At 63.2% G+C, this 20,483-nt stretch carries 17 protein-coding genes and 1 pseudogene; 7 read left to right on the top strand and 11 right to left on the bottom strand.

Going from position 1 to position 20,483, the window contains the following annotated elements; translation table 11 throughout:
* Positions 1–12 precede the first annotated feature (12 nt).
* The 3 genes from cydA to ruvA all read right to left on the bottom strand — a co-directional run bounded on the left by cydA (position 13) and on the right by ruvA (position 4,140).
* Positions 13–1,569 (bottom strand): cytochrome ubiquinol oxidase subunit I, encoded by a 1,557-nt coding sequence (gene cydA / locus BN1136_RS04545; protein ID WP_043757925.1) that lies wholly within the window; start codon positions 1,567–1,569, stop codon positions 13–15.
* A gap of 937 nt (positions 1,570–2,506) precedes the next feature.
* Positions 2,507–3,517, bottom strand: a complete 1,011-nt coding sequence (gene ruvB, locus BN1136_RS04540) for a Holliday junction branch migration DNA helicase RuvB (RefSeq protein ID WP_043757924.1) — start codon at positions 3,515–3,517, stop codon at positions 2,507–2,509.
* Between the two features lie 8 nt (positions 3,518–3,525).
* Positions 3,526–4,140 carry a Holliday junction branch migration protein RuvA gene (gene ruvA / locus BN1136_RS04535; RefSeq protein ID WP_043757922.1) on the bottom strand — a complete coding sequence of 205 codons (615 nt, stop codon included), beginning with the start codon at positions 4,138–4,140 and terminating at the stop codon, positions 3,526–3,528.
* Between the two features lie 237 nt (positions 4,141–4,377).
* Here ruvA and BN1136_RS04530 point away from each other — a divergent pair, with 237 nt between their 5' ends.
* Together BN1136_RS04530 and BN1136_RS04525 are read left to right on the top strand one after the other, a co-directional pair.
* The gene (locus BN1136_RS04530; RefSeq protein WP_043757920.1) at positions 4,378–6,387 is read left to right on the top strand and encodes a methyl-accepting chemotaxis protein; all 2,010 of its coding nucleotides are present in this window, start codon (positions 4,378–4,380) and stop codon (positions 6,385–6,387) included.
* Between the two features lie 129 nt (positions 6,388–6,516).
* The gene (locus BN1136_RS04525; RefSeq protein ID WP_043757919.1) at positions 6,517–8,241 is read left to right on the top strand and encodes a proline--tRNA ligase; all 1,725 of its coding nucleotides are present in this window, start codon (positions 6,517–6,519) and stop codon (positions 8,239–8,241) included.
* 86 nt (positions 8,242–8,327) lie between these two features.
* On the opposite strand, the gene BN1136_RS04520 is transcribed toward BN1136_RS04525, so the two are convergent.
* The 3 genes from BN1136_RS04520 to BN1136_RS04510 all read right to left on the bottom strand — a co-directional run bounded on the left by BN1136_RS04520 (position 8,328) and on the right by BN1136_RS04510 (position 10,187).
* Positions 8,328–9,005, bottom strand: a complete 678-nt coding sequence (locus BN1136_RS04520) for an SDR family oxidoreductase (RefSeq protein WP_043757917.1) — start codon at positions 9,003–9,005, stop codon at positions 8,328–8,330.
* Positions 9,006–9,024: 19 nt separating this feature from the next.
* Complete coding sequence (locus BN1136_RS04515; protein ID WP_043757914.1) at positions 9,025–9,654, bottom strand: TIGR04219 family outer membrane beta-barrel protein; 630 nt, start codon at positions 9,652–9,654, stop codon at positions 9,025–9,027.
* A 92-nt stretch (positions 9,655–9,746) separates the two neighbouring features.
* Entirely contained in the window at positions 9,747–10,187 is a 441-nt protein-coding gene (locus BN1136_RS04510; protein ID WP_043757912.1) for a copper chaperone PCu(A)C, read from the bottom strand.
* Between the two features lie 88 nt (positions 10,188–10,275).
* Between BN1136_RS04510 and BN1136_RS04505 the strand changes: the two genes are divergently transcribed.
* A complete protein-coding gene (locus BN1136_RS04505) occupies positions 10,276–11,025 on the top strand; it encodes an enoyl-CoA hydratase-related protein (protein WP_043757908.1) in 750 nt (249 codons plus the stop codon).
* Positions 11,026–11,043: 18 nt separating this feature from the next.
* Here BN1136_RS04505 and BN1136_RS04500 read toward each other — a convergent pair whose 3' ends face one another.
* Positions 11,044–11,472: a DUF2753 family protein gene (locus BN1136_RS04500; protein ID WP_043757906.1), complete on the bottom strand. Its 429-nt coding sequence runs from the start codon at positions 11,470–11,472 to the stop codon at positions 11,044–11,046.
* A gap of 85 nt (positions 11,473–11,557) precedes the next feature.
* Entirely contained in the window at positions 11,558–12,265 is a 708-nt protein-coding gene (locus tag BN1136_RS04495; RefSeq protein WP_043757903.1) for a ParB-like protein, read from the bottom strand.
* 172 nt (positions 12,266–12,437) lie between these two features.
* Between BN1136_RS04495 and BN1136_RS04490 the strand changes: the two genes are divergently transcribed.
* The 3 genes from BN1136_RS04490 to BN1136_RS04480 all read left to right on the top strand — a co-directional run bounded on the left by BN1136_RS04490 (position 12,438) and on the right by BN1136_RS04480 (position 16,173).
* Positions 12,438–14,042: a peptide ABC transporter substrate-binding protein gene (locus BN1136_RS04490; protein ID WP_043757900.1), complete on the top strand. Its 1,605-nt coding sequence runs from the start codon at positions 12,438–12,440 to the stop codon at positions 14,040–14,042.
* 104 nt (positions 14,043–14,146) lie between these two features.
* Positions 14,147–14,446, top strand: coding sequence for a hypothetical protein (locus BN1136_RS04485; protein WP_043757897.1), 300 nt, complete (start codon positions 14,147–14,149; stop codon positions 14,444–14,446).
* Between the two features lie 167 nt (positions 14,447–14,613).
* The gene (locus BN1136_RS04480) at positions 14,614–16,173 is read left to right on the top strand and encodes a methyl-accepting chemotaxis protein (protein WP_043757894.1); all 1,560 of its coding nucleotides are present in this window, start codon (positions 14,614–14,616) and stop codon (positions 16,171–16,173) included.
* A gap of 174 nt (positions 16,174–16,347) precedes the next feature.
* On the opposite strand, the gene BN1136_RS04475 is transcribed toward BN1136_RS04480, so the two are convergent.
* From BN1136_RS04475 to tpx, 3 genes are all read right to left on the bottom strand, one after another.
* Positions 16,348–17,832, bottom strand: coding sequence for an alkaline phosphatase D family protein (locus BN1136_RS04475; protein ID WP_043757892.1), 1,485 nt, complete (start codon positions 17,830–17,832; stop codon positions 16,348–16,350).
* Between the two features lie 160 nt (positions 17,833–17,992).
* Positions 17,993–19,213, bottom strand: a complete 1,221-nt coding sequence (locus tag BN1136_RS04470) for a DEAD/DEAH box helicase (RefSeq protein WP_043757889.1) — start codon at positions 19,211–19,213, stop codon at positions 17,993–17,995.
* Positions 19,214–19,360: 147 nt separating this feature from the next.
* Positions 19,361–19,861, bottom strand: a complete 501-nt coding sequence (gene tpx, locus BN1136_RS04465) for a thiol peroxidase (protein WP_042074074.1) — start codon at positions 19,859–19,861, stop codon at positions 19,361–19,363.
* A 254-nt stretch (positions 19,862–20,115) separates the two neighbouring features.
* Between tpx and BN1136_RS20460 the strand changes: the two are divergent.
* A pseudogene (locus BN1136_RS20460) lies at positions 20,116–20,483 on the top strand (hypothetical protein); the annotation flags it as partial.

Here is a 20,483-nt window from a genome sequence, read left to right as displayed (position 1 = left end):
GGGTCACTCTCCTTATGCCTTGCTCTGTTCGAAGTGGTACTTGCCCGTCTTCAGGCTGCTTGGGCCCAGGCGCGCATACTTGAACATCAGGTACATCTCGATGATCAGCAGTACGGTATAGAACAGGAAGATCCCGATCAGAGAGAACCAGATCTCGGACGCAGGAATGTTGGATGCGGAGACATAAGTCGGCAGCATCTCGGCGATGGTCCAGGGTTGACGACCATATTCAGCGACAAACCAGCCCGCCTCGATGGCGATCCAGGGCAGCGGAATGCCGTACAGCAGAGCCTTGAGCAGCCACTTGCGCTCGCCGATCTTGTGGCGGGTGCTGTCATAGAAGGCCAGACCGATCAGCACCAGCATCAGGATGCCGCAGGCGACCATGATACGGAAGGCGAAGAACAGCGGCAGTACCTGCGGGATGGAGTCATCTACGGCGGCCTTGATCTGCTCGTCGGTGGCGTCGGTCACGTTCGGGGTGTAACGCTTGAGCAGCAGACCGTAGCCCAGATCCTGCTTCACTTCGTCGAAGCGGGCACGGGTATCGTCGGACTTGTCACCGGATTGCAGCTTGGTCAGCAGGTCGTAGGCGGTCATGCCGTTGCGCACGCGCAGCTCGTGCTCGCTCTTGAGATCCTTGAGACCGGTTACCTGACCGTCCAGGGAACGGGTGGCGATGATGCCGAGGGCATAGGGGATCTTGATGGCGTAGTCGGTGCGCATCTCCTCCTGGTTCGGGATGCCGAACAGAGTGAAGGAGGCCGGAGCCGGCTCGGTGTTCCATTCGGCCTCGATGGCCGCCAGTTTCACCTTCTGCACTTCCCCAGTCTCGTAACCGGACTCGTCACCCAGCACCAGCACGGAGAGGATGGAGGCCATGCCGAACGCGGCCGCGATGGCGAAGGAGCGACGGGCGAAGGCCACATCACGATTCTTCAGCAGGTAGTAGGAGGAGATACCCAGCACGAACATGGCGCCCGTGGTATAGCCTGCCGCCACGGTGTGGACGAACTTCACCTGGGCAACCGGGTTGAACACCAGATCGGCGAAGCTCACCATCTCCATGCGCATGGATTCGAAGTTGAACTCGGCCCCCACCGGGTTCTGCATCCAGCCGTTGGCGACCAGGATCCAGAGGGCGGAAAGGTTGGTACCGAGGGCCATCAGCCAGGTGGCCGCCAGGTGCTGGCGCTTGCTGAGGCGATCCCAACCGAAGAAGAACATACCGACGAAGGTGGATTCCAGGAAGAAGGCCATCAAGCCTTCGATGGCCAGCGGGGCCCCGAAGATGTCGCCGACATAGTGGGAGTAGTAGGCCCAGTTGGTACCGAACTGAAACTCCATGGTGAGGCCGGTGGTGACCCCGAGGGCAAAGTTGATACCGAACAACTTGCCCCAGAACTTGGTCATGTCCCGGTACACTGTGTTGTTGGTCATCACATAGACAGACTCCATGATCGCCAGGAGGAAGGCCATCCCCAGCGTCAAGGGTACAAACAGGAAGTGATAAAGGGCCGTCGCAGCAAATTGGAACCGCGATAGGTCTACCACATGCTCAGCAATCATGATGTTTCCTCACCGATTATTGGCACGGCTATTTTAAGTTTTAAGGACAAAGCTTCCATTGGAAGTCCCCGAATGGTCGGCCACCCCTCGGCGGACTGACCGGATTCGACTGCCACCACATTAACAACAAGGCAATATACAAGAACAAAAAAAGCTAATGTTTAACATCTGGTAAACAATAACTATGGTTCTATTCCCGCCTATAATGATCGCTGTTTTATATCACCTTTATTTGATTGAAATCAATGTAAAACCACCGCCAATACATGCTTTTTCGGGGCAACTTTCCGGTCCATTTTCAATAATTATGGGAGCTTCATCACAAAAAACACCAAGACATAAACAATTGATTTAAATCAATTTTATGACACATACAAATAGTTTCAATTCTGTTAAACAAATAAAAACTGTCATAAACAACACCCTCATTATTCCACTATTTAAAAATTGACAGCACGCCGCATAAAACCAATTTAAAACCAGCAAAAACACATGTTTATGCGACTTGCCCTCGCCCAACAAATCATTACTTTATCTAATCCAAAGCCCATAGATTTTCTTGTTTGTCCCACTCCGAAAGAGCTCCTACAATGCGCCTCGCAGTGAGGGCATACCTCTGGATACAGGCCGGTCATTCCGGGTTCCCGGTACGTATTCGATGAACATTTCGAACCTGTTTGTTGGGATTAATGATGAAAAAGTTTGTTGCCAAGACCATCCGTTACTACAAGCTTTCTTTCGTTCAACTCTATCAAATGAACCGACTCTGAGGCCTCGCGACGGCTCCTTTGTTTTTTCCCGACCGGTCTGCAGACGCACTCACTGTCTGTGAACATCCATCCTGAATTGTCTTTGCCCACCGCATCCGCCGTGGGCTTTTTTTTGCCCGCATAACAAAAAACCGCCTCGAGGGCGGTTTTTGTTCATCTCACTGCCATTACGGCTCTGCCGGTCGTTCCAGACCAAAGTGAGCATAGGCACGCTGGGTTGCGATCCGCCCTCTGGGTGTACGTTGCAGATAGCCCTGCTGGATCAGATAAGGCTCCAGCACGTCCTCTATGGTGTCCTTCTCCTCGCCAATGGCGGCGGCCAGGTTGTCGAGGCCCACCGGCCCCCCCATAAACTTGTCGATGACGGCCAACAATAGCTTGCGGTCCATGAAGTCGAAGCCTTCATTATCCACGTCCAGCATGTCCATGGCACGGGCCGCAATGGGTCCATCAATTCGGCCGTCGGATTTCACCTGGGCGAAATCCCGCACCCGTCTTAACAAACGGTTAGCAATTCGCGGTGTCCCCCGGGAGCGGCGCGCCACCTCCAGCGCACCGTCGCTCGACATATCCAGACCGAGGCAGCGGGCACTGCGGGAGACGATGTCGGTGAGGTCCTTGACGTTGTAGAACTCCAGGCGCTGGACGATGCCAAAACGATCCCGCAGCGGGCTGGTGAGGGAACCGGCCCGGGTGGTGGCCCCAATCAGGGTGAAGGGGGGCAGGTCGAGCTTGATGGAACGGGCGGCGGGGCCCTCCCCTATCATGATGTCGAGCTGGTAATCCTCCATCGCCGGGTAGAGCACCTCTTCCACCACCGGGCTCAGGCGGTGGATCTCGTCGATGAAGAGCACATCGTTCGGCTCCAGGTTGGTGAGCAGGGCAGCGAGATCGCCGGCCTTCTCCAGCACCGGGCCCGAGGTGGTCTTGATGTTGACCCCCATCTCGTTGGCGACGATGTTCGCCAGCGTGGTCTTGCCGAGCCCGGGTGGCCCGAAGATCAGCAGGTGGTCGAGCGCTTCCCCGCGCTGTCGGGCCGCCTCGATGAAGATCTCCATCTGGTCGCAGACGTGATCCTGCCCGGTGTAATCCGCCAGCTTCCGGGGCCGGATGGCCCTGTCGATGATCTCGTCCTCACGGGCGGCGCCCGCCGAGATGAGGCGATCCGCTTCAATCATGGGTTACCTCACACCAGGCTACGCAGGGATTCACGAATGATATCCTCCACCGACATGCCATCGACCGCCACCTTGCTGACGATCTGGCTGGCCTGCTGTGGCTTGTAGCCCAGCGCCACCAGGGCGCTGGCTGCCTCTTCGCTCGCGTCGGGGGCGCGCAGCGCGCTCTCCTTGGCAGGCAGGGAGATCTCGGCCGGGGAGAAGAGATCGTGGCTGACCCAGCCCTTGAGGCGGTCTTTCATCTCCACGACCAGGCGCTCGGCCGTCTTCTTGCCCACCCCGGGCAACTTGACCAGGGAGCTTATCTCCTCGCGCTCGACACTCATCACGAACTGGGTGGCCGTCATGCCGGAGAGGATCGCCAGCGCCAGCTTGGGGCCGACCCCGTTGGTCTTGATCAGCTCGCGAAACAACGCCCGCTCCTGCTTGTGATTGAAGCCGTACAGCAACTGGGCATCCTCACGCACCACGAAGTGGGTGTGGATCACCGCTTCCTTCCCGAGTTCGGGCAAATCATAGAAGCAGCTCATGGGCATGTGCACCTCGTACCCCAGGCCCCCCACCTCGATCAGGACCTCTGGGGGTTGCTTCTCGATGATGACGCCTCTCAAGCGACCGATCATGTTCTCTTCCTCGCCACGCAGACTCTCGCAAATTGGGTCATAGCATAAAGAATAACTGGATAAGTATCCAGCATAGGCCCACGGAGTTCACGAGGATGGCTTGCTCTCCCTGCACGGCCGGCACCATCCCGGGACAGGAGGCAGCCTGCCACTTTATTTTCCATCGGGAATGGCGCATTTGGGCCATTGAACAAACACTGAATTGGTCTTGTTCGGAACCAACCAGGGTCTTGCATCATGAAAATCGTCACCGTATCGAATCTCGGACTCACCATCCTGCTGGGTTGCACCCTGGGGATGGGGGCGATTGGCTGGTATGGCAGCCAACGGCTGGCCAACCTGCTCTCCTACGTCCTGGGTGCCGCCTGGCAAACTGCCGACGGCGCCATGGAGGGCTCCATCGAGCTCGGCAACCAGTCCCTCTATATCCAGAAAATGCTCACGGGCACGCCCCTCGACGAGCACGAGCTGCAACGGGCAAGAGGGGCCGCCACCGACGCCTTGCACCGGGTGGAGGAAAGCAGGCTCATCGATGCTGCGGCAGTCAGCGCGCTGAGCCAGCATGAACAGGCCTATCAACAACAGCAGGCACAACTGCTGGATCTTTACCACGCCTTCACCGGGATAGATGAGGCGATGCGCGCCAGCTCGGAGCGCATGTCGCGCCTCTCGACCCAGCTGGAGGTGATAGGCGACGGGGCCGTCGAGAGCCTCACCCTGTCACCGGATCAGGCCATCAGCTGGAACGGCGGCCTCGCGACCCGCTGGCAGGCGGCCGATGGCGGCATGGAAGCCAACATCGGCTTCTTGCGTCAGCTCTATGCGCTGGAAAAGATGCAGAGCGAAGGCCCCACCCCCGCCATCCAGGCAGAACTGGCACAGGCCACCCGCTTTTATCAGGAGGCGGTTGACGGCATGCTGGCAACCGGCCTCTTCGATGTGCCCGGTGACGGAGAGTTCGCCGGCCAGCCGCTATCCGCTCAATACCGCGCCCTGCAGACCGACAATGCCCGCCTGATCCGCGAGTGGATCTCCGCCCTGGCCGCATACCAGGCGCAGTTGACCCGTTACGAGCGCAGTGCCGACCAGCTCAGGCTGGCACTGGTCGAGATCGAGGCCAAAGGGGACGCCACCGTCGAGGATCAGGTTGGCCAGCTCAATGCCATCATCGGCTACACCAGGGACCTGATCCTGGGGGGCCTGCTGCTGAGCCTGCTGATCGTCACCTGCTGCGGTTTCTGGCTGGTCCGCTCCATTGTTCGTCCGCTGTTGCAGCTCGACCAGCGCATGCGGGACATCGCCGCAGGGGACGGAGACCTCAATGCCCGCCTTCACCTCCAGCGAGACGATGAACTGGGCTCGCTGGCAGGCAGCGTGGATCGCTTCATCGAGAAGCTACAAAGGATGATCAGTGCCACCATGGACAACAACCAGCATATCAAGCAGCACGTGCACACCTCGGTCAACCGGGTCCAGGCCATCAGCCAGAGCAGCCGCCAGACCGCCGAGCATGCCCAGGCGCTGCACCTCGACAGCGAGCGCATGGTGCAGGTCGCCACCACCATCTCGGACAACTGCAGCCTGGCCGCACAACATGCCAACGAGGTGCGGCAACTGACCACGAAGAGCAGCCACTATGTGACCTCCACCAGTGCCGGCATGCAACGGGTAGTGGTGGAAGTGGGCGAGTGCGCCGGCGCCATCAACGCCCTCAAGGAGCAGGCGAGCCAGATTGGCCAGATCATCTCCAGCATCAGCAGCATTTCGGAGCAGACCAACCTGCTGGCCCTCAACGCCGCCATCGAAGCGGCACGGGCCGGTGAGATGGGGCGCGGTTTTGCCGTGGTCGCCGACGAGGTACGCACCCTGGCCAATCGTACCGCCACCTCCAGCGCCGAGATAACCGGCGTGATCAACAGCATCCAGCAGCAGACCGAGCAGGCCTATCTGATGATGCAGCGCAACCTGGCAACCGTGGTGTCGGGCATGGCGGATTCTGACAACACCAGGCAGATCCTGTTCAAGGTAGAAGAGGCCATCGACCAGCTCGCCGACATGGTGCAGCAGGTGGCGGACGCCACCTGCCAGCTCTCCCGGACCCTGGGCCACACCACAGACAAGGTCTCGGACATCAGCCTGCAGGCCCAGACCGGCGAGCAGGAGGCCCAGGAGTGCCTGCAACTGGCCTCCTCCCTCCATCAGGCCAGCCAACAGCAGCAGCGACTGTTGTCGCAATTCCGGGTCTAGCGCAGGCGGGCCCCCCGCTTCTCCCGCGGCGCAAATTTAGCCCTTGGGCCAGGGGGCTCGGCCTGTTAAAATTCCGCACTTGAAAATTTTCCAGGGCCAAGCCGCCCGAACTAGCGAAGGTCTACCGCGATGCGCACCAGCCAATATCTGCTTTCCACTCTCAAGGAAACTCCCTCCGACGCAGAGGTCATCAGCCACCAGCTGATGCTGCGCGCCGGCATGATCCGTAAACTCGCCTCCGGCATGTACGCCTGGCTGCCGACCGGTCTGCGGGTACTGAAGAAGATCGAGAACATTGTTCGCGAAGAGATGAACAATGCGGGTGCCATCGAGGTCTCCATGCCGGTGGTGCAACCGGCCGAGCTGTGGCAGGAGTCCGGCCGCTGGGACGACTACGGTCCCGAGCTGTGCCGCCTGACCGACCGTCACAACCGCCCCTTCGTGCTGGGCCCGACCCACGAAGAGGTGATCACCGCCCTGGTCCGTTACGAGGTGAACAGCTACAAGCAGCTGCCGCTCAACCTCTACCAGATCCAGACCAAGTTCCGTGACGAAGTACGCCCCCGTTTCGGCGTGATGCGCGGCCGCGAGTTCCTGATGAAGGATGCCTACTCCTTCCACATCGACAAGGACTCCCTGGTCGAGACCTACGAGAAGATGCACGCTGCCTACTGCGCCGCCTTCACCCGCATGGGCCTGAACTTCCGCCCGGTGCAGGCCGATACCGGCTCCATCGGGGGCACCGGTTCCCACGAATTCCAGGTGCTGGCCGAGAGCGGTGAAGACTTGATCGCCTTCTCCGACAGCTCCGACTACGCCGCCAACATTGAGATGGCCGAAGCCCTGGCCCCGGCCGGCGAGCGTCCGACTGCGACCCAGGCGATGGCCAAGGTAGCCACCCCGGCCGTCCACACCATCGATGAAGTGGCCACCTTCCTGGCCGTGGCGCCGACCGCCATCGCCAAGACCCTGCTGGTACTGGCAGAGGAAGATGAGCACGGCAAACAGGCGGTCATCGCCCTGGTGCTGCGTGGCGATCACGAGCTGAACGAAATCAAGGCCGAGAAGCTGCCGGGGGTCGCCAACCCGCTGACCTTCGCCAATGACGAGCAGATCAAGGCTGCCGCCGGTTGCGACGCCGGCTCCATCGGCCCGGTCGGCTTTACCGGTCGCATCATCGCCGATCGCAGCGCCGCCCACCTGGCGGACTTCGTCTGCGGCGCCAACGAGACCGGCTTCCACCTGACCGGTGCGAACTGGGATCGCGACATCGCCTCTTACGAAGTTTCCGACCTGCGCAACGTGGTGGAAGGCGACCCGAGCCCCTGCGGCCAGGGCACCCTGCTGCTCAAGCGCGGCATCGAAGTGGGCCATATCTTCCAGCTGGGCACCAAGTACTCCGAAGCCATGAAGGCGAGCGTGCTGAACGAGGGTGGCAAGTCCGTCACCATGGAGATGGGTTGCTACGGTATCGGTGTTTCCCGTCTGGTGGCCGCGGCCATCGAGCAGAACAACGACCAGTACGGCATCATCTGGCCGGACGCCATCGCCCCGTTCGAAGTGGCTATCGTGCCGATGAACATGCACAAGTCCGAGCGCGTGGCCGAGCAGGCACAGCAGTTCTACGCCGAGCTGAAAGCCGCCGGCGTGGACGTGCTGTTTGACGATCGCAAGGAGCGTCCGGGCGTGATGTTCGCCGACATGGAGCTGATCGGTGTGCCCCACGCCATCGTCATCGGTGACCGTGGTCTCGACAACGGCGTGGTGGAGTACAAGTGCCGCCGCTCCGGCGAGAAGCAGGAAGTGGCCATCGGCGAGATCGTGGCCCTGCTCAAGGCCAAGCTGGGTCGTTAATTCCGCCCTCCCCCCGATATAAAAAAAGCGCGCCATCTGGCGCGCTTTTTGTTTTCTGCCGCAAGGCGGCGACAGCCGGGCTGTGGCTAGTTGCGACCGATGAAGAGATCGGTCACATGGCAGCTGCTCCTCGCCTCCAGGGCGTCGAGCATGTAGGCCGCCGCGTCCTCCGGGGTCATGAAGTTGCTCGGATCCACGTGATCCGAGTTGTCCCAGAATTCGCTGCGGATCCCGCTCGGATAGAGGTTCACAAGCCGTAGGGGCGAGCCCTTGAGCTCGGCCCGCAGGGACTCAAGAAAGCCGCGCATCCCCCATTTGGAGGCGCAATAGAGGCTCTCGTTCGCCTTGCCCGTCTGGGCCGCCGAGGAGAGCACATTGGCCAGCACACCGCCCTTGTCGCCGATGAGGCGCACGGTCTGCTGGGCCACCAGTATGGTGGAGACGAGGTTGCTCTCCACCACACGGCGGATCTGCTCGGCGGTATAAACGCCCACCGGCCCGAACTCGCCGACCCCGGCGCAATGCAGCACCAGATCGGGCAGGCCGCCCCACTCCACCGCCGCCGCGAAGGCGACATCCACCTCTTCGTGATGCGCGAGATCGGCGGCGATGCCGACCACGGCGTTCCCGAGGAGCTGTTCCTGCTCCTGCAGCTTCTGGTAGCGGCGACCCATCATGGAGACGCGATGACCGCGCTCAACCAGTCCGATTGTCAGCGCACGTCCGAGTCCGGACCCCGCGCCAGTCACTATGATGTGGCCCATGTGCGCTCCTCAAACGGGATCAGAAGGTGAATTCACCACCGATGAACCAGCCATCGATGCTCTGATCGACACGGTCGAAGTCCATCTCGGCCTCACGCCAGCCGGCGCGGATCTTGAGCGGCACGGAAGAGAACTTGTAGGAGCCGCCCAGACGGTAGTCATAGTTGTCCGCATCTTCCACACGCATGTCGCCGAAGGCGGCGAAGCCGGTCCCCGGGATGCGCACTTCAGCGCCGGTGTAGGCCATCAGCACGTCCTTGTCATAGGAGTAGTGCTGGGTGTTGAAATCGCCGTCGTAACGACGACCGGTCAGACCCAGATCGATCTGGAACAGGTCGTTGTTGAACAGGCGATAGTAGAGGCTCAGGTCATAGGCCAGCAGATCGTTGTTGAAGCGGCCGCCGCTGGTGCTGAAGTCGGACATCTCGAACTTGGCGTTGGGCAGCAGCAGAATGCCGTGCTCCAGCTGCAGGTAGCCGCTCCAGTTGTAGTTGTCGTCATAGCCGCCGTCGGCACCGACACCGTTGATCTGGCCGCTGCCCTTGGCGTTCCACAGATCGGCGCCAGCGGCAAGCCGCCAGTCATCGGCGGCGGTGGCGGCGTGGCTGAACAGGGCCAGTACACAACCGGCAATCAAGGTCTTCTTCATCATAAGGCTCCATCATGGACTGGAAAGGCCATCATTTTACCCAGTCGGCAAGGAATACCTAGAGCAAAAAGCTGAACAAGCGTCCATTCATGTCAGTGTTGCATGCCTTTTGCCGGTTCCACCGGCTTCACCGGCAGGTTCAGGGTCAGGGTTTGACCATCATCCAGGGTCAGGACCAGCGGGAACGGAGTCCCCAGGGAGAGATCCCGCACCTCGAACAGCATGACGTGCAGGCTGCCCGGTTTGAGGACGGCTTCCCCCCGGGCCGGGATCTCGATGCTCTCCACCTGGCGCATCTTCATCACCCCGTTCTCGTGCAGGTGGGTGTGCAGCTCGGCACGGCCAGCCTCGGGAGAGGCCACCGTCACCAGCTTCACCGGTTTGTCCGCGTCGTTTTTGAGCACCATGAAGGCCGCCGTGTTGGGTGAGCCCGGGGGCAACAGGCGCACATAGCCGTCGACGGCCTCGACCTTGGCCAGGGCCGGTGCGGCCAGCAGCAGGGCCAGGCTGGAGTAAAACGCACGTTTGAACATGGTTGAAATCCTTTTATGATGTGGTGAACCGAAGCGAGCTTACCCCTGTGGCGAGCCGTTGGCAGCCCCCCATGACAAGGATTCAGACATGGCCCTCACAATTCTGGCCGAACGGCAGGATGGCTTGCTCATCCTGACCCTCAACCGGCCGGACAAGCGCAATGCCCTCAACACCGAGATGTACCAGGCCCTCGCCGACACCCTGCGTCAGGCGGCTCAGGACGAAAACATCCATGTCCTGCTGCTGCAGGGGCAGCCGGACTGCTTCACCGCCGGCAACGATCTCGCCGATTTCATGGGAAAAGAGACCCTGGAGGCCGACGACCCCATCTTGCAGTTCCTCCACACCCTGGCCGACTTCCCCAAGCCCGTGGTCGCCGCCGTGGGCGGGGCTGCGGTGGGCATAGGCACCACCCTGCTGCTGCACTGCGATCTCGTCTACCTGGGGGAGAATGCCCGGTTGCAACTGCCCTTCGTCGAGCTGGGGCTGGTGCCGGAGTTTGCCTCCAGCCTGCTGCTGCCACGCACCGTGGGCCACCTGAAGGCGTCCGAGCTGTTGTTGCTGGCCGACCCCATGGATGCAAACGAGGCGCTGCGCCTCGGGCTCGCCAACCGGGTGCTGGCGGTGGACGCCCTGCTCCCCTTCGCCCGGGAGCAGGCTCTGAGGCTGGCGGCCAAGCCGCCGAAGGCGCTGCAAAAGAGCAAGGCACTGCTCAAGCAGGAGCTCAGGCAGGCGGTGCACTTCGTCATCGATGTGGAGGCGCGCGCCTTCTCCCTCGCCCTGCAGGGGGAAGAGGCGCAGGGCCGCATTGCCGCCAGGCTCGGGCGCAAGGGCTAGCCGCCCGCCCCCCGGCGGTCAGTTGAGGCGAAACCGCCCGATCAGCTCGCAGCCCTGTACCTTGTCCTGCACCTGGATGAGCCTGGCGATCTCGGGGTTGGGGTGACGCTTCAGGAAGGAGAGCAGGGCGGCGCGGCAGCAGCCCAGCTCGCTGATGAGGGATTCGCACGCCCGGTTGGGGCACTGGGGCACCAGGGCGGTGACCAGCTCGGAGGCGAGCTTGAGGTAGCGCAGCTCATAGGCGGGCTCGTCCATGGCGCGCCAGAAGTCGGCCATGCGGTGACAGGTGGCGACCCGCATGCTGGCCAGCTCGTCCAGATCCCCTTTCGTCAGTTCATACACCTCCCCCAGGGCCTGCTGATAGAGGCAGATGGCCGTGCCAAGTGCCCCCATGCCCAGGGCATTCTCTGCCTCCAGCATGTAACGTTGCCAGTGTTGATTCGCCATCTTCCTCTCCTCTGCCGACACGAGTGGAACCTGTATCATGGCCAATCGAGAATAAATATCAACCAGACCCTTTGTGCAGGATCCCTCAATCCGCCGCTCTGGGCTGATTGACGCGACACTGTTTGCCGGGATAACCGGGCAGGTCGCCAGCCAGGGAGCCGCAGGCCAGGCGCTTGGCTTCGGCGAGGCGATCCGGCAGGGTGCCGGCATTGACCGGCTGCCACCCCATCTGCCGGCCGAGCCAGCTGGCCCAGGCGAACTCGACGAAGTAGACCTGCTCCCCCTTGCTGAAGTAGCCCGCGTCCTGCAACAGGCCCGCCAGGGTACGATAGGGGTAGTCCGGCAGCTCCCCGATGTGGCGGGGCAGCTGCTCCGGGGTCAGGGGCTGGCCCCGTTCATCCTTGAGCCAGGCCCAGTGGTTGTTCTGCATCTGGCTCCAGAAGTTGGCCCTGTCCTGCAACCGGGCGATGACCTTGACCCTGGCCTCCTTCACCCCCCGTTGCCACAGCGCCTTGGTCAGATGGTGTCTGTCCACCAGCCAGTAGCCGCCATCGGGGGCTATCACGATGGGGATCTCTTTCTTTTTCATCAACTTGTCGAGCTGCTTCTCGCTCTTGTCCGCCAGCTCCTGGGCCGTGGCGTCCACCTGCAGCTGGCCCACGCCGCCCTGAGTCGGATGCAGCTGGTCGATGTTCACCTCGCACCAGCTGCCCACCGGGCTCTCCTTCTCGCACGGGGCCAGTGCCCAGGCTCCCTGGCTCAATACCCAGGCCAACAAAATCCATGCTCTCATCGCTCTCTCCTCTGATCCACGCTCAGGCGGGCGCACCTTGACCACAGCACCGGATATCATGGGACTCATGCTAGCGGTCAGACCAGCAAAGGGGATATCATGATTTCCCGTCTGTCGGCGATGCATTCTCGCCGAGTTTTCTCCTCGCTTCACACAATTTGAAGGATTCGCCATGAAAGGATGGAGCCCCTTGCTGGCCCTGCTGGGCTGTGCCTGCGTCCAGGCCGCCGATGTCCCGGCCGGCACCCAGCTCGCCGCCGAACAGGCCGTCGTGCGTCACCTCAAGGACGAGCCCGCCAGTCTGAGCCCCCTCAAGCTGGTCGGCCTGCCCGAGCTGCAGGTGCTCAGGGATCTCTACGAGGGGCTGCTGACCCAGGGGCCGGACGGCAAGGTGCTGCCCGGCGTGGCCGAACGTTGGGAGAACAAGGAGAACCGGGAGTTCACGTTCCACCTGCGCCCGGATGCGCGCTGGTCCAACGGCGACCCGGTCAGGGCTGCCGACTTCGTCTACGGCTGGCGCAAGCTGGTCGATCCGAAAGAGGCCGCCACCTTCGCCTGGTTCGCCCAGCTGGCCCACTTCGACAAGGTGGACGAGATAGTCGCGGGCAAGCTGGCCCCCGACGCGCTCGGCGTCGAGGCCGTGGATGACCATACCCTGAGAGTGAGGCTCTCCCAGCCGGTGCCCTACTTCCTGAGCCTGCTGACCCACCCCAGCCTGTCCCCGCTGCACCGTGCCAGCATGGAGCAGTACGGCAGCCAGTGGACCCAGCCCGGCAAACTGGTGGGCAACGGTGCCTTCGTGCTGAGTCACCGGGTGGTGAACGAGAAGCTGGAGCTGACCCCGAACCCCTACTACTGGGATCGCGCCCATACGGTGCTGACCCGCGTCACCTTCGTGCCCATCAACCAGGAGAGCGCCGCCGCCCACCGCTACCTCGCCGGGGATCTGCACATCACCGAATCCTTCCCCAAGGAGCAGTACGAGAAGCTGATGCAGCAGATCCCGGGTGAGGTCTATACCCCGGAACAGCTCGGCACCTACTACTACGCCTTCAATACCCGGCGCCCTCCCCTCGACGATGTGCGGGTACGCAAGGCGCTCTCCTACACCATCGATCGGGGCCTCATCGCCGACAAGGTGCTGGGAACCGGCGAGAAGCCGGCCTATCACTTCACCCCTGACGTGACCGCCGGCTTCGAGCCCAAACCCAACCTGCTCTCCACCAGCAGCCAGCAGGCGCTCGACGACAAGGCCAGGGCCCTGCTCAAGGAGGCCGGCTACGGCCCGGACAAGCCCCTCAAGCTGACCCTCCTCTACAACACGGCGGAGATCCACAAGAAGATGGCGCTGGCCATCGCCAACCTGTGGAAGCAGAAGCTGGGAGCCAGGGTCGAGCTCACCAACCAGGAGTGGAAGAGCTACCTCGACAGCCGCCAGAGCGGTCAGTTCGAGGTGATCCGCTCCTCCTGGGTGGCCGATTACAACGATCCGTCCGCCTTCCTCGGCCTGTGGGGCTCCGGCCACAGCGGCAACATGGCCCGCTTCGCCAACCCCGGCTACGACGCCCTGCTGACCAGGGCCGCCGCCAGCCAGCACCCCGAAGAGCGGGCCCGCCTGTTCGACGAGGCCGAAGCCATACTGCAGGAAGAGGCGCCCATCGCCCCCATCTACCAGTACACCAACGCCCGGCTGATCAAACCCTGGCTCAAGGGATACCCCATCAACAATCCGGAAGACGTGGCCTACAGCCGCCAGCTCTACCTCGTGAAGCACTGAGCCTGGGGGGCCGGCCAGGCCGGCCCCCACGGGACTTTTCCAATCCTGCTTACCGACATAAAATGCCGACTCTTTTCCTCCCCAACCCGTTGAATCGTCTTCCTATGCGCGCTCTGCTCCTGATCACCCTCTTTGCCGTCCTCCCCGCCAAGGCCGCCACTGAAACCGAGTGCCAGCAGGCCTTCCTCGAGTGGATGCTGGATCAGCAGAAGCAGTTCAGCGATCGCAAGGCCAGCAAGATGGAGCGGCGCAACGCCGAGCGGGCCATCGATCAGGCGCGCGAAGCCTTCGCCAAACAGGAGAGCTTCTGCCAGGCCATGGCCTGGGTAGCTGACGAGCAGGGGGAAGATCCCCGCTTCAAACCGAGATCCGGGGAGATCCACGACTTCGTCCCCCGCGGCTGACCCGCCTCTCACAGGCCGCGGTCTACTACTTTTTTCAGTCTTTTCCCCTGCCGATTTCTTGACCCAAGCCAAGGTGGTGTCATCACCCGCATCTACAATTGCCTCGTAACACTCACAACAATAAAAAAACAAATTTATCAGTTACTTGGCTCATTCAGGATGCGCACATGACCACAACCCGGCAAGAAGGGGAGATCCGTTTCCCCGACCACATCTCCTTGATTTCGACCACGGACCCCGCCAGCCACATCACCTACGCCAACCAGCATTTCTGCGACGTGGCCGGTTACAGCGCCGCCGAGATGGAGGGGGAGCCTCACAACCTGGTCCGCCACCCCGACATGCCCAAGGCGGCCTTCGCCGACATGTGGCGCCGCCTGCAACAGGGCAAGAGCTGGATGGGGCTGGTGAAGAACCGTGCCAAGAACGGCCAGTTCTACTGGGTCAATGCCTATGTCACCCCCATCCTCAACGAACGCCAGCAGATCATCGAATACCAGTCGGTCCGCACCCGGCCGAGCGATCACGACATCGCCTGGGCAGAGCAGCTCTATGCCCGGATCCGAAGCGGCCAGGCGCTGCCCTGGTTAAGCCGGTTCAGGTTGGAGCCGGGGCAGCTCACCCTGCTGCTGTGCGCGGCGGCCCTGACCGGTCTGGGGCTTTCACTGACGACGGGACAACCCCTCTGGGGCGGGCTCACCCTGCTCTGCCTCCTGGGCCAGATGGGGCATGGCTGGCATCAGCAACGGCGGCTGGCACGGTTGCTGGCCCAGGCAGGGGAGGAGCTGGGTACCCCACTGTGCCAGGTGCTCTACGCCAGACGGCAGGACAGTCTGGGGGCCCTTGAGCTGCTGCTGCGCATGAAGAAGGCCGAGCTCAGGGCGGTGGTCGGGCGCAGCGCCGACACCAACCAGCAGATCCTGCAGGCGGCGGAGGACGACAGGGGACACATCCAGACCATAGACACCCACCTGCAGCAGCAGCGGGCCCAGAGCGAGCAGCTGGCGGCGGCCGTCACCCAGATGAGCCAGTCCATCCGCGACGTGGCCAACAACGCCCATCAGGCCAATGCGCTGGTGAGCGAGGTGCAACAGGTGTCAGAGAGCGGCCAGCAGGCGATCGCGACCACAAGGGCCTCGGTCAACCGGCTGCATCAGGAGCTGGATGCCAGCCAGGACGTGCTGGCCCGCCTGACCCAGGACAGCCAGAAGATCAGCGGCATCCTGGAGGTCATCGGGCAGATAGCGGATCAGACCAACCTGCTCTCCCTCAACGCGGCCATCGAGGCGGCCCGGGCCGGCGAGCAGGGGCGCGGCTTCGCGGTGGTGGCCGACGAGATCCGGGCCCTGGCCCAGAAGACCCGCAGCTCCACCGGCGAGATCAGCGAGATGATAGGAGCGCTGCAGCAGAGCACCCGACAGCTGTCCGACGGCATGGCCCAGGGGGCGCAGACCTCGGTGCTCTGTCAGCAACACATGGGGACCACCGCCGGGGTGCTCGATCAGATCAACCAGATGCTGACCCGGGTGACCCACACCAGCGACGAGATCGCCCAGGCGGTCAGCCAGCAGGCGGATGTCACCCTCACCCTGGATCAGGGGATACAGGAGATCCACCAGCTGGCGAGCCACACCGCGGACAACAGCAGGCAAGCGCTGGACGGCATCACCCTGCTGGTGGAGCGGCTGCAGAACCTCTCCCGCCTGATCAAGCAGTTCCACAACTGAACCTTCCGGGGCGCGTCCACCGGCGCGCCCCTCTCCACACTCCCCCTTAGGCGCGGCTCGCGCCGGGGCGGCAAGATACTCGGCCAGTTCCGGCGCGACTTCTTCGCCCATGACACCGCCACACCAACGCAATGAAAAAAGGGCCCTGACGGGCCCTTCGTATTTCCCCGGCCATCAGGCCAGCGGGTAGCTGGCCGCCAGTCCGTTCTCGCAATGCCAGTTCGCCCACAGCTTGTCGTCGCTGCCCATCAGCAGGGTGGCGAAGTTGCGAGTGCGCAGGTAAAGGGGGGCGCCAAAGGGCTTGAGCAACTCGGCACGGATCAGCCGGTTCTCGTCGAGGTACTCCGGATCGTCGTTGGTCATGGCGAGGATCCCCATCCACTGGAACTGGGTGGGACAGGGGTGGACGATGCCGGAGGAGACCAGCTGGTGCACATTGACCACCCCCTCCCGCTTGTCCTGGATGACCCCGAGGCACCCCACGTGCACGTCGCCGGAGAGGATCAGGGTCTTGCAGCCAGGCTCCTTCTGGCGCCGCAATCTGGCGTTGTCCAGCAGCCGCATGATGAGCCGGGCCCGCTCCCCCTGGTGGGCCTTGGCCCGCCAGTGATCCTTGAGATCGTCGGTCAGCTCCTCCTCCCAGGGGGTGGCATCCAGCGCTGCCTCGGTGAAGGAGAAGTCGCGATAGACCACGGGCACCCCCGCCATCACCAGCAGGTGCCCAGAGTCGCAGGCTGCCAGCGCGGCGTTGATCTGATCCCACTGGGACGGGCTCATCACCCGGGTCAGGGTGCGGTTGGCCCGGTTGTCCAGCGCCAGGATCTGGTAACCCCGAAAACCGAGCCGCCAGGAGTGGTGATTCAGCGTCTTGTCCAGCAGCGCTCCGTTGGCCTCGCTGCGCAGCTGGAACAGCCGGAAGTACTTGGTGGCGGCGGCATAGATGGCCTGATAGACCTCGCAGCGCTGCAGATCCTCGGGGTAGCTGCCCCAGCCATCGAAGATGTCGTGATCGTCCCACATCATGGCGCTCGGCACCCGGGCCAGCATGAAGGCGACCTCGGGGCGGCTCCACTGCTTGCAGTAGAGCTCGCAATAGAAGCGGTCGAGCTGCTCCACCATGGTCCGGGTCGCCTTGCGTTTGACCTTCTCCTCCCGGTCCAGCTCGTTCCAGGCCTTGAGGGTCGGCACGCTCGTCCAGAGGGAGTCCGCATAGACCTGATCTCCCCCCATCAGCAGCAGGGAGAAGGGATGGGTCTTGTGCTCCGCGGCCAGCTTGTCCCACATGGCGTAGGGGGCCGGGGTGGAGGTGAGCAGCTTGAAGTCGGAGAAGCCGTTGCAGGAGGCGTAGCCTATCCGCACCAGCTCCTTCTTGCCCGGCAGATGGAACTGCCACTTGTCGTATCCGGCCTGATCGTGCGCCGGCTTGTTGTCCAGCAGGATCTCGTAGTCGACGGGGGAGCCGGCCTTGCTCTTGGGGCTGGCCTGCCAGATCAGCCGCCAGAAGCCCCCTTTCGGGGTGTCCGCCTGTTTGCTGGCGGCCAGCAGCTCGCCGTTGATCCGCACGCCAGCACTCTGGCAGCCCGGCTCCGTCATAAAGCAGACGCTGTAGGCGGTCTCTGATTCGAGCCCGAGCAAGGGCCCCATTACCAGACGGGTCATTCGTCATCCCTCCATGGTGAAAGCAAGGAGCATAGCGAAGCGACCGCGATTTGATAGTGACCAGGTGGGCAAACAGAGAGGGCCGGGCTTGGCCCCCGACCCTCTCACTGTGTGGTACTGCGACGAACCGGCCTGTCACGCCGGCCATGGCGGCGGGGCCTTACGCCTTGCCCTTGAACTGCTTGATGCTGCGCTTGCCCTGGGTGCGGCGGTTGGCCTGCTTGTCCCGCGGAGCGCGCTTGCCCTCGCCGCTCGCGGGCTTGTCGGTCACCGGGAAACCGTCGAGCGCCGCCAGCGACAGCTCGCGCCCGGTCAGGGTGCGGATGGCCTCGAGCGCCTCGCCATCCCCATGACAGATGAGGGAGATGGCAAGCCCGCTGCGCCCGGCCCGGGCGGTGCGACCGATGCGGTGCACATAGACGGGGGCATGGGCGGGCAGGTCCAGGTTGATCACCACGGGAAGGGCCTCCACGTGGATGCCGCGCGCCATCAGATCCGTGGCCACCAGCACCCGCACCCTGCCCGCCTTGAAGTCATTGAGCGCCTGCTCCCGCGCCCCCTGATCCTTCTCCCCGTGCAGGGCCGCCACCGCGATGCCCGCCTTCGCGAGCTTCTTCGCCACCCCGTCTGCATCGTCCCTGGCGCTGATGAACACCAGCACCTGGGGCCAGGCCTGCGCGCTGAGCAAGGCGATAAGCGCCGGCACCTTGCTGCTCTTGTTGACCAGATAAAGCCGCTCCTCTATCTCGCTCACCAGGCTGTTGCGGGGGTCAGCCTCGATGCGGACCGGATCCCGCAGCAGACCCATGGCCAGACTCTCCAGCTCGGTGGGCAGGGTGGCGGAGAAGAGCATCTGCTGCCGCGCGTCCGGCATCGCCTTCATCAGCCACTGGATATCGGGCCAGAACCCCATCTCCAGCAGGCGATCCGCCTCGTCCAGCACCAGGGTGCGCAGCCCGGTCAGGGTCAGCACTTCCTGGTTCACCAGATCCCGCAGCCTGCCCGGTGTCGCCACCAAGAGCTGCGCCCCCTGCGCCAGCTCGGCCACCTGCAGCTCCTGGGCGACCCCGCCACACAGGGTCACGAGGCGAAGCCCCCGCCCGGCGGCCAGCACCCGCAGGGCGTCGCTCACCTGGCTTGCCAGCTCCCGGGTCGGCACCAGCACCACGCCCTGCACCCCATCGAGCTCGGGATCCAGCCCTTGCAGCAGCGGCAGGCCGAATGCCAGGGTCTTGCCGCTGCCAGTACGGGCCAGGGCAAGCAGATCCCGTCCTGACAAGGCAGCAGGAATGGCCAGCTGCTGAATGGGAGTGGGGTTTTGCAGACCCGCAGGCAACAGGGCCAGCAGGGCGGGATCGAGGGGAAGTTCGCTAAAGGTCATGGGGCTACGCAGACAGGATGAGGGAAGAGATGGGGGCGAAGTCTAGCCAGACCCGCCCCAGAAGTAAAAGAGTCGGGCAGACGGCAAAGAAAAACGGCCTGCCCCTTGCATCGGGGCAGGCCGTCGGCCATCAGCGCTGGGCGCGGATTACAGGGCAGCCAGGGCGGCGGCGTAGTTCGGCTCATCGGCCACTTCGGCCACCAGCTCGCTGTGCAGCACCTTGTCGTGCTCATCCAGCACCACGATGGCGCGGGCGGCCAGACCCACCAGCGGACCGGAGGAGAAGGCCACGCCGTAGTCCTGCAGGAAGGAGACGCCACGCAGGGTGGACAGGTTCACTACCTTGTCCAGCCCCTCGGCACCGCAGAAACGGGCCTGGGCGAACGGCAGGTCGGCGGAGATGCACAGCACCACGGCGTTGTTCAGGGCGCTGGCCTGCTCGTTGAACTTGCGCACGGAAGTAGCGCAGGTCGGGGTATCGACGCTCGGGAAGATGTTCAGGATCTTGCGCTGACCGGCGAAGTTCGCCAGGGTCACGTCGGACAGGTCCTTGGCAACCAGGGAGAAAGGCTTGGCCTGCTCACCGGCAACGGGGAAGTGGCCGGAAACGGAGACGGGGTTGCCTTGCAGGGTGACGGTATTGCTCATGTTAGGTCCTTGATTATCGGTGTGGGATCCAGGGTCAACAGTATAGGCCCAGCGGCAGGGGACAAACACCCGCTAACAAGAGGGATTTGTTGCCTGCTCCCGTCCCCCGCGCTTTCCAGCCACAAGACCCGGACCCAATGCCTCCGGACAGGGACCACAAACCGGGCTTGACCTTGGACTAAAGACCAAGGTTTACACTGGGTCCAGACATCGGGGATCCCGCAGGGGCGGGATCCACTCAAGAGGGACTCATCATGAGCAAATCCTGCTGCGGCCATTCCCATGCATCCCCCATCAAGGGCATCGTCAAGGCCGCCCCCCACGAGCATCAGCACGACAACCACTGCTGCGACAACGCCACCCAGGGCTGCCAGCGTCAGGCCCCCCGGGATCACCAGGAGCACGGCGCAGGCGAATGTACCGGGGATGAGGATCCCCCCGCCGGGGCCAACAGTCCGCCCTCTGCGCATCACGCACACGTCCCCGACGGCCCCCTGCCTGCCCCCCCCCGCCGACCGCCGCCGTCCCCGCTGGCCGGTGCTCGGGGTGGACTGCCCCCGCTGCGCCCCGCAGCTCGAGGCGGCCGGCGGCCGCGGCCCACGGCGGCCGCCGCCCCGCGGGC

Source organism: Aeromonas taiwanensis (genome assembly GCF_000820165.1).
Classification (GTDB): domain Bacteria; phylum Pseudomonadota; class Gammaproteobacteria; order Enterobacterales; family Aeromonadaceae; genus Aeromonas; species Aeromonas taiwanensis.
Note: the sequence above shows the minus strand (reverse complement) of the source record. Positions and strands in the feature narration are given on the sequence as shown.